This window comes from uncultured Sphaerotilus sp. (genome assembly GCF_963924895.1).
Taxonomy (GTDB): Bacteria; Pseudomonadota; Gammaproteobacteria; order Burkholderiales; family Burkholderiaceae_C; genus Sphaerotilus.
Map to the genome: position 1 here is coordinate 145021 of NZ_CAWURG010000020.1, position 7642 is coordinate 152662.

Genomic DNA, 7642 nt, shown 5'->3' on the forward strand with positions numbered 1-7642 from the left:
ACAACAGAAAATGTCTCAGCTCTCGCAATCGATGCTGTTGGCTGTGCCGCTCGCGCCCCTCGCGGGGGCCGTGCTGGCCGGCTTCTTCGGCAAGTCCATTGGTCGGACGGGTTCGCACGTCGCCACCATCCTGGGCGTCCTGATCGCCTTCATCCTGTCGGTCATCACCCTCAAGGCCGTTGCGCTCGAAGGGGCGCGCTACAACCAGACCGTCTATGAGTGGATGGTGCTGGGCGGCATGAAGATGGAAGTCGGTTTCATGATCGACGGCCTGACGGCGATGATGATGTGCGTGGTGACCTTCGTGTCGCTGATGGTGCACATCTACACCATCGGCTACATGGAAGAGGATCCGGGCTACCAGCGCTTCTTCTCCTACATCTCGCTGTTCACGTTCTCGATGCTGATGCTCGTCATGAGCAACAACTTCCTGCAACTGTTCTTCGGCTGGGAAGCGGTGGGTCTGGTGTCCTACCTGCTGATCGGTTTCTGGTTCAAGAAGCCGACCGCGGTGTTCGCCAACATGAAGGCCTTCCTGGTGAACCGGGTTGGTGACTTCGGCTTCATCCTGGGCATCGGCCTGATCGCGGCCTACGCGGGCACGCTGAACTACACCGAGACCTTCGCCAAGGCCGGTGCGCTGTCGACGATCGTCTTCCCCTACGACACCTGGGGTGGCGACTGGATGCTGATCACGGTCATCTGCATCTGCCTGTTCATCGGCGCGATGGGCAAGTCGGCGCAGTTCCCGCTGCACGTCTGGCTGCCCGACTCGATGGAAGGCCCGACCCCGATCTCCGCGCTGATCCACGCCGCCACCATGGTGACGGCCGGCATCTTCATGGTGGCGCGCATGTCGCCGCTGTTCGAACTCTCGGACACCGCGCTGAACTTCATCCTGGTCATCGGTTCGATCACGGCGCTGTTCATGGGCTTCCTGGGCATCATCCAGAACGACATCAAGCGGGTGGTCGCCTACTCGACGCTGTCGCAACTGGGCTACATGACGATCGCGCTCGGCGCGTCGGCCTACTCGGTCGCCGTGTTCCACCTGATGACGCACGCGTTCTTCAAGGCGCTGCTGTTCCTGGGTGCCGGCTCGGTCATCATGGGCATGCACCATGACCAGGACATCCGCAACATGGGCGGTCTGCGCAAGTACATGCCCATCACCTGGATCACGTCGCTGCTGGGCTCGCTCGCGCTGATCGGCACGCCGTTCTTCTCGGGTTTCTACTCGAAGGACTCGATCATCGAGGCGCTGCACGCGAGCACGCTGCCCGCCGCCCCGATCGCCTATGCGGCGGCCGTGATCGGTGTGTTCGTCACGGCGTTCTACTCGTTCCGCATGTATTTCCTCGTCTTCCATGGCAAGGAAAACTTCCACCACAAGCCGTTCCCAGGTGAGCACGACCACCACGACGAAGACGACCACGGCCATGCGCATGCCCACACGCCGCACGAGTCGCCCTGGGTCGTGACGGTGCCGCTGCTGCTGCTGGCGATTCCGTCGGTCGTGATCGGTTATCTGACGATCCAGCCGATGCTCTACGGTGACTTCCTGAAGGACGCCATCTACGTGGACGCCGCGCGCCATCCGGCGATGGCTGAAATCGCCCACCTCTTCCACGGGGCTGCAGCGATGGCGGTCCATTCCCTGCAGACGCTGCCGCTGTGGCTGGCCGTCGGGGGTGTGGTCACGGCCTACGTGTTCTACATGCTGGTTCCGGCGGTCCCGGCCTTCTTCGGCCGCACGCTGGCACCGCTGGTGACCGTGATGGAAAACAAGTACTACATGGACTGGATCAACGAGAACATCTTCGCTGCAGGTGCCCGCCTGCTGGGCCGCGGTCTGTGGAAGATCGGCGACGTGACGATCATCGACGGCCTGGCTGTCAATGGCTCCGCGCGTCTGGTGGGCTGGATCGGGTCGCTCGTGCGCCTGTTCCAGACCGGCTACATCTACCACTACGCACTGGTCATGCTCGTCGGCGTCTTCGCGCTGATGTCGTGGTTCGTGTGGCAGTACCGCTGAGCGGAGGTAACACACCATGGCATACCTCTCTCTTGCAATCTGGATTCCCATTGCCTTCGGCGTGCTGCTGCTGGCGATCGGGCGTGACGACCAACCCCAGGCGGCCCGCTGGATCGGCCTGGTCGGTGCGGTGATCGGCTTTCTGGTCACGCTGCCGTTGATCTCCGGTTTCGACACCACCACGGCGGCCCTGCAATTCCAGGAAAACTTCGCCTGGATCCCGCGCTTCAACATCCGCTACCACCTGGGTGTCGACGGCATCTCGGTGTGGTTCGTGCTGCTGACGGCCTTCATCTCGATCATCGTCGTGCTGGCCGGCTGGGAGGTCATCACCGACCGTGCCCACCAGTACATCGGCGCTTTCCTGATCATGTCCGGCCTGACGGTCGGCGTGTTCTCGGCCGCCGACGGCATGCTGTTCTACGTCTTCTTCGAAGCGACCCTGATTCCGATGTACATCATCATCGGCATCTGGGGCGGACCGCGGCGGGTGTATGCGGCCATCAAGTTCTTCCTGTACACGCTGGCCGGCTCGCTGCTGCTGCTGCTCGCGCTGATCTTCCTGTACTACAAGTCGGGTGGCAGTTTCGACATCCTCACCTGGCACAAGCTTCCGCTGCCGGCCGGTGCGCAGACGATGCTGTTCTTCGCCTTCCTCGCCGCCTTCGCGGTGAAGGTGCCGATGTGGCCGGTGCACACCTGGTTGCCGGACGCCCACGTCGAAGCCCCCACGGGCGGCTCCATCGTGCTGGCCGCGATCATGCTGAAGCTCGGTGCCTACGGCTTCCTGCGCTTCTCGCTGCCGATTGCCCCAGATGCTTCGCACGAGTGGTCGGGTCTGCTGATCACGCTGTCGCTGGTCGCGGTGATCTACATCGGCCTGGTCGCGATGGTGCAGACCGACATGAAGAAGCTGGTGGCGTATTCGTCCATCGCGCACATGGGTTTCGTCACGCTCGGCTTCTTCTTCTTCAGCGAACTGGGCATCTCCGGCGGTCTGGTGCAGATGATTTCGCACGGCTTCGTGTCGGGCGCGATGTTCCTGTCGATCGGCGTGCTGTACGACCGCGTGCATTCGCGTGAAATTTCGTCGTACGGTGGCGTGGCCAACACCATGCCCAAGTTCGCGGCATTCGCGGTGTTCTTCGGCATGGCCAATGCGGGCCTGCCGGGCACGGCCGGTTTCATCGGCGAGTGGATGGTGATCCTGGGTGCCGTGAAGTTCAACTTCTGGATTGGCATGCTGGCGGCTTCGGCACTGATTTTTGGCGCCGCGTACACGCTGTGGATGATCAAGCGCGTCTACTTTGGCGAAATTGCCAACGACCACGTGCGCGATCTCACTGACATCAACGCCCGCGAGTACCTGCTGCTGGCCGTGCTGGCGATCTGCACCCTCGCGATGGGTCTGTACCCCAAGCCTTTCACCGACGTCATGCACGTGTCGGTGACCGAGCTGATCCGCCACGTCGGCGTGTCGAAACTGTGATCCTGGAGCGCTGCACCCCATGACTGCAATGAATTGGCTCGCGGTGTATCCCGAGATCTTCCTGCTGGTGATGGCCTGCGTGGTCGCGCTGGCCGACCTGTTCGTCACCGACCCCCGGCGCACGCCGACCCATGTGCTGACCCTGCTGACGCTGATCGGCGTTGGTGGCATGCACTGGGTGCTGTTCAACGAAGGGCAGACCGCCTATGCGATGAACCGCATGGTGATCACCGACCCGATGGGGCACCTGCTGGCCCTGTTCGCCACGATCGCGGTGGCCGTGACCCTCGTCTATGCGCGTCCCTATGCGGCCAGCCGCGAGATGCTCAAGGGCGAGCTGTACTCGCTGAGCCTGTTCTCGCTGCTGGGCATCTCGATCATGGTGTCGGGCAACAACCTGCTGACGCTGTACCTCGGCCTGGAAGTGATGAGCCTGTCGCTGTACTCGCTGGTCGCGCTGCGCCGTGACCATGCCCAGTCCACCGAAGCGGCGATGAAGTACTTCGTGCTGGGCGCGCTGGCGTCGGGCTTCCTGCTCTACGGCATGTCGATGATGTACGGCGCCACCGGCTCGATCGATCTGGGCCAGATCTTCGACGCCATCGGCAAGGGTGAAGTGAACCGCCAGGTGCTGGTGTTCGGCCTCGTGTTCATCGTCTCCGGTCTGGCGTTCAAGCTGGGTGCTGTCCCGTTCCACATGTGGCTGCCGGACGTCTACCAGGGTGCGCCGACGGCGGCCACGCTGCTGATCGCCGGTGCGCCGAAGATCGCGGCCTTCGGCATGACCATGCGTCTGCTGGTCGACGGCATGCTGGGACTCGCGGTGGACTGGCAGCAGATGCTGATCGTGCTGGCGGTCTGCTCGCTGCTGGTCGGCAATCTGGCGGCCATCGCGCAGACCAACCTGAAGCGCATGCTGGCCTACTCGACCATTGCGCAGATGGGCTTCCTGCTGCTGGGCCTGCTGGCTGGCGTGGTCAACGGCAACACGCTGTCCGCGGCCAACGCCTACAGCTCGTCCATGTTCTACATCATCACCTACGTGGTGACGACGCTGGGCACCTTCGGCCTGATCATGCTGATGGCCCGCGCCGGCTTCGAAGCGGACGAGATCACCGATCTGGCCGGTCTGCACCGCCGCAGCCCGACGCTGGCGGCCGTGATGGGCATCTTCATGTTCTCGCTGGCCGGCGTGCCGCCGATGGTCGGTTTCTACGCCAAGCTGGCGGTCCTGCAGGCACTGATCTCGACCAATGACGCGCTGCACCTGCAGCTGGCGATCTTCGCGGTGGTGATGTCGCTGATCGGCGCCTTCTACTACCTGCGCATCGTCAAGGTCATGTACTTCGACGAACCGACGGACACCTCGCCGATCGTCACCCCGACGGGTGCACGCACGGTGCTGTCGCTGAATGGCGCTGCGGTGCTGTTGCTCGGCATCCTGCCTGGCAGCCTGATGGCCATGTGTGCGCAGGCCATCGTCAAGGCGCTGGCGACCTGATGACGCCGTCCGCATCGATCTGGCTGGTGTTGCTGCTCGCAGCCCTGCTGGCCAATCTGCCGTTCTTCAACGAACGACTTTTTGCGGTCGGACCGCGCAAGGCGGGCAAAGGGGTGTCGTGGCGCCTGCTGGAACTGGTGCTCTACACCGGAGTCCTCACGGGGGTCGGGCGCTGGCTGGAAGGCCGCAACGGCCAGATGGCCGCGCAGGGCTGGCAGTTCTACGCCGTGCTCACGTGCGTGATGCTCACGCTGGCCTTTCCCGGCTTCGTCTGGCGCCACCTGCGCCGCAAGCACTGAGACACTGAGAGACGGAGCGACCCATGGCCCTGCCAGAACTGGATGGCCTGCCCACGGGCGACGCCCACCTGCGTGAGACCTGTGTGCAGTCGCGCGAGGTCTACCGCGGACGCTTCCTGCAGGTCCGCCAGGACGACGTGTCACTGCCCGACGGCAGCACCTCGTTCCGCGAATACATCGTCCACCCTGGCGCCGTGATGGTCGTGCCGGTGCTGGACGACGGGCGTCTGGTGATGGAGCGGCAGTACCGCTACCCCATGCACCGCGCCTACCTCGAATTCCCGGCCGGCAAGCTGGATGCGGGCGAGCCCGGCATCGTCTGCGGGGTGCGCGAGCTGTTCGAGGAAACCGGCTACCGCGCGACCGAGTGGGCCTATGCGGGGGAACTGCACAACGCGATTGCCTACTCCAGCGAGCGCATCGAGGTCTGGTTTGCCCGCGGGCTGGTGGCCGGCGAGCGGCAGCTGGATGCGGGCGAGTTCCTCGACGTGTTCGCTGCCAGCGAAGCCGAGCTGTCGGGGTGGATCGCCGACGGCTCCGTCACCGATGCCAAGACCATGGTCGCCTTGCTCTGGTTGCAGCAATGGCGTGCAGGCCGCTGGGCTTTGACCTGGAAACCAGCCGAAGACTGGGGCAGCGACCGATAATCGTTCGGTCATGAAAGTACTCAACCTGCAGTGTGCGTCCGGCCATGCCTTCGAGGGCTGGTTCGGCTCGGAAGACGATTACCAGTCGCAGCAGTCCCGCGGCCTGCTGACCTGCCCGATGTGCGGGCTGGCCGAGGTCCTGCGGATGCCCTCCGCGCCGAGGCTGAACCTGTCCGGCGCCAGAACACCGCTCGCCAGCGTGCCGTCGGCACCGGCCAGTCCGACCCCGGTTGCGGGATCCAGATCCAGGCCTGAAGCGGCTGCACGCCATTCGCAGGCGCCCCAGACTCCCGAGAGCGCCCAGGCCGAGGCCATCCTGCTGCAGGCCATGCGCCATGTGCTGGCCAACACCGAAGACGTCGGCGCGCACTTCGCGGAGGAGGCCCGGCGCATCCACCACGGCGAGATCGAGCACCGCAACATCCGCGGCGAAACGACCCCCATCGAAGCGCAGGCCCTGCGTGACGAGGGCATCGACGTCTTTCACCTGCCGATCCCCGACGGACTCAAGGGTCCGTTGCAGTGAGGCTGCTGGCCTCCGTCGCCAGCATCCGCCCCGGATTCATCCGCTGATCGGGATCCAGCGCCCGCTTGATCGCCCGCATCAGCGCCAGCGCGACCGGTGACTTGCGCTGCGCCAGTTCCTCCCGTTTCAGCGCGCCGATGCCGTGCTCGGCCGAGATGGAGCCACCGTGCGCCTGCACGGCGTCGTAGACCAGCGTGTTGACTGCGTGTTCGTGCCGGGCCAGGAATTCCGCCGGCGAACCGCCGACGGGCACCTGCACGTTGTAGTGCAGGTTGCCGTCGCCGAGGTGCCCGAAATTGACCAGCCGTGCCCCCGGGAAGGCCTGCTCCAGCGCAGCATCCGTGCTGGCGACGAATGCCGGGATTTGCGAGACGGGCAGGGCGATGTCGTGCTTGATGTTGAGGCCTTCCTCGGCCTGTGCCATCGAGATCGACTCGCGCAGGTGCCACATCGCGCGCGACTGCGCGACCGAGGACGCCACCGCCGCATCGCTGATGACCCCGGCCTCCAGCGCGGCTTCCAGCAGCCCCTCGAACACGCGCCGGGCGTGGTCGGCGCTTTCGGCGTCGGAGACCTCCAGCAGCACGGTCCAGGCCGCGGGCGGCAGCGGCTGCGGAATCTGCGGAAAGTGCTTGCGCACCAGTGACAGCGCGCAGTCGCTCATCACCTCGAAGCCGGTCAGCGATGCGGCCGCGCGGGCCTGCGCCAGCTGCAGCAGCGCCACGCACTGCGCCACCGACGCACACGCCGCCAGCGCGGTCATCGACGCGGCCGGCTGCGGATACAGGCGCAGCACCGCGGCGGTGATCACGCCCAGCGTCCCCTCGCTGCCGATGTAGAGGTGGCGCAGGTCGTAGCCGGTGTTGTCCTTGCGCAGCCCGCTCAGGCCCTCCCAGACCTCGCCGGCCGGCGTCACCACCTCCAGCCCGAGGCACAGCTCGCGGGCGTTGCCGTAGCGCAGCACTTGCGTGCCGCCCGCGTTGGTGGCGAGGTTGCCACCGATGGTGCAGCTGCCTTCCGCGGCCAGACTCAGGGGAAACAAAAAGCCGGCTTGCCGCGCGCTGTCTTGCAGGCTTTGCAACACGCAGCCGGCCTCGGCGGTGAGGGTCATGTTCGCCGGGTCAATCTCGCGCACCGCGCGCAGG

The 7642-nt window shown here is 65.0% G+C and carries 7 protein-coding genes; 6 read left to right on the top strand and 1 reads right to left on the bottom strand.

The annotated features are described in order from the left end of the window. The first annotated feature begins 10 nt into the window (after positions 1 to 10). Genes nuoL through AABN02_RS08660 form a run of 6 tightly spaced genes read left to right on the top strand, consistent with a single transcriptional unit; the run spans position 11 to position 6497 of the window. Positions 11 to 2035 carry an NADH-quinone oxidoreductase subunit L gene (gene nuoL, locus AABN02_RS08635; protein ID WP_338414520.1) on the top strand — a complete coding sequence of 675 codons (2025 nt, stop codon included), beginning with the start codon at positions 11 to 13 and terminating at the stop codon, positions 2033 to 2035. A gap of 16 nt (positions 2036 to 2051) precedes the next feature. Continuing rightward, positions 2052 to 3524, top strand: a complete 1473-nt coding sequence (locus AABN02_RS08640; RefSeq protein ID WP_338414521.1) for an NADH-quinone oxidoreductase subunit M — start codon at positions 2052 to 2054, stop codon at positions 3522 to 3524. Positions 3525 to 3543: 19 nt separating this feature from the next. Further along, complete coding sequence (gene nuoN / locus AABN02_RS08645; protein WP_338414522.1) at positions 3544 to 5025, top strand: NADH-quinone oxidoreductase subunit NuoN; 1482 nt, start codon at positions 3544 to 3546, stop codon at positions 5023 to 5025. Beyond that, the gene (locus tag AABN02_RS08650) at positions 5025 to 5324 is read left to right on the top strand and encodes a DUF2818 family protein (RefSeq protein ID WP_338414523.1); all 300 of its coding nucleotides are present in this window, start codon (positions 5025 to 5027) and stop codon (positions 5322 to 5324) included. Before nuoN ends, AABN02_RS08650 begins: the two co-directional genes overlap by 1 nt. 23 nt (positions 5325 to 5347) lie before the next feature. Then, positions 5348 to 5971, top strand: coding sequence for an NUDIX hydrolase (locus tag AABN02_RS08655; RefSeq protein ID WP_338414524.1), 624 nt, complete (start codon positions 5348 to 5350; stop codon positions 5969 to 5971). A 10-nt stretch (positions 5972 to 5981) separates the two neighbouring features. Beyond that, complete coding sequence (locus AABN02_RS08660; protein WP_338414525.1) at positions 5982 to 6497, top strand: DUF1178 family protein; 516 nt, start codon at positions 5982 to 5984, stop codon at positions 6495 to 6497. Here the strand turns inward: AABN02_RS08660 and AABN02_RS08665 are convergent. Then, positions 6478 to 7642, bottom strand: a 1165-nt coding sequence (locus tag AABN02_RS08665) for an FAD-binding oxidoreductase (RefSeq protein WP_338414526.1), incomplete at its 5' end; no start/stop codon positions are given. The genes AABN02_RS08660 and AABN02_RS08665 overlap by 20 nt on opposite strands.